This is a genomic window from uncultured Jannaschia sp., from assembly GCF_947494055.1.
In the GTDB taxonomy this organism is placed as follows: Bacteria; Pseudomonadota; Alphaproteobacteria; order Rhodobacterales; family Rhodobacteraceae; genus Jannaschia.
The window spans coordinates 1-356 of record NZ_CANLTR010000210.1; the positions used below are offsets into that span (position 1 = coordinate 1).

General features: G+C 61.2%; 1 pseudogene. It reads left to right on the forward strand.

Annotated features, from left to right (window positions below):
• Window positions 1-134: 134 nt before the first annotated feature.
• Window positions 135-317 (forward strand): annotated as a pseudogene (locus tag Q1A87_RS23880) (transposase); the annotation flags it as partial.
• Window positions 318-356: the final 39 nt, after the last annotated feature.

Below are 356 nucleotides of genomic sequence, written 5' to 3' on the forward strand. Positions count from 1 at the left end.
CCGGATACATGTCAGCACCCGACGGCGCGTCAGACCAAGCTTCGAAGATCCCTCTTGCGCATGGGGCGGTTATACATGTTGCACGAAGCCTGGTTGGGATTCACATTGCGCCTCCAGCAGCATAGCTGGACGGCATGTCCAAGCCTGTTCCGAACCGCTACCGCACACTGAACTGGTCTACTTGCAACGCCTCGCTACGTGAGCGCGGATCTTTGACGGTCTGGTTTGACCCGTCGACGCCTTGGCACGCTGCACCATCGGGCAAGCGCGGCGGGCAGACAGTCTACAGTGACGCCGCGATCCAAGCCTGTCTGACCACTGCCCAGCAGGGCATCACGCGGTGATGTCCCGAGAGG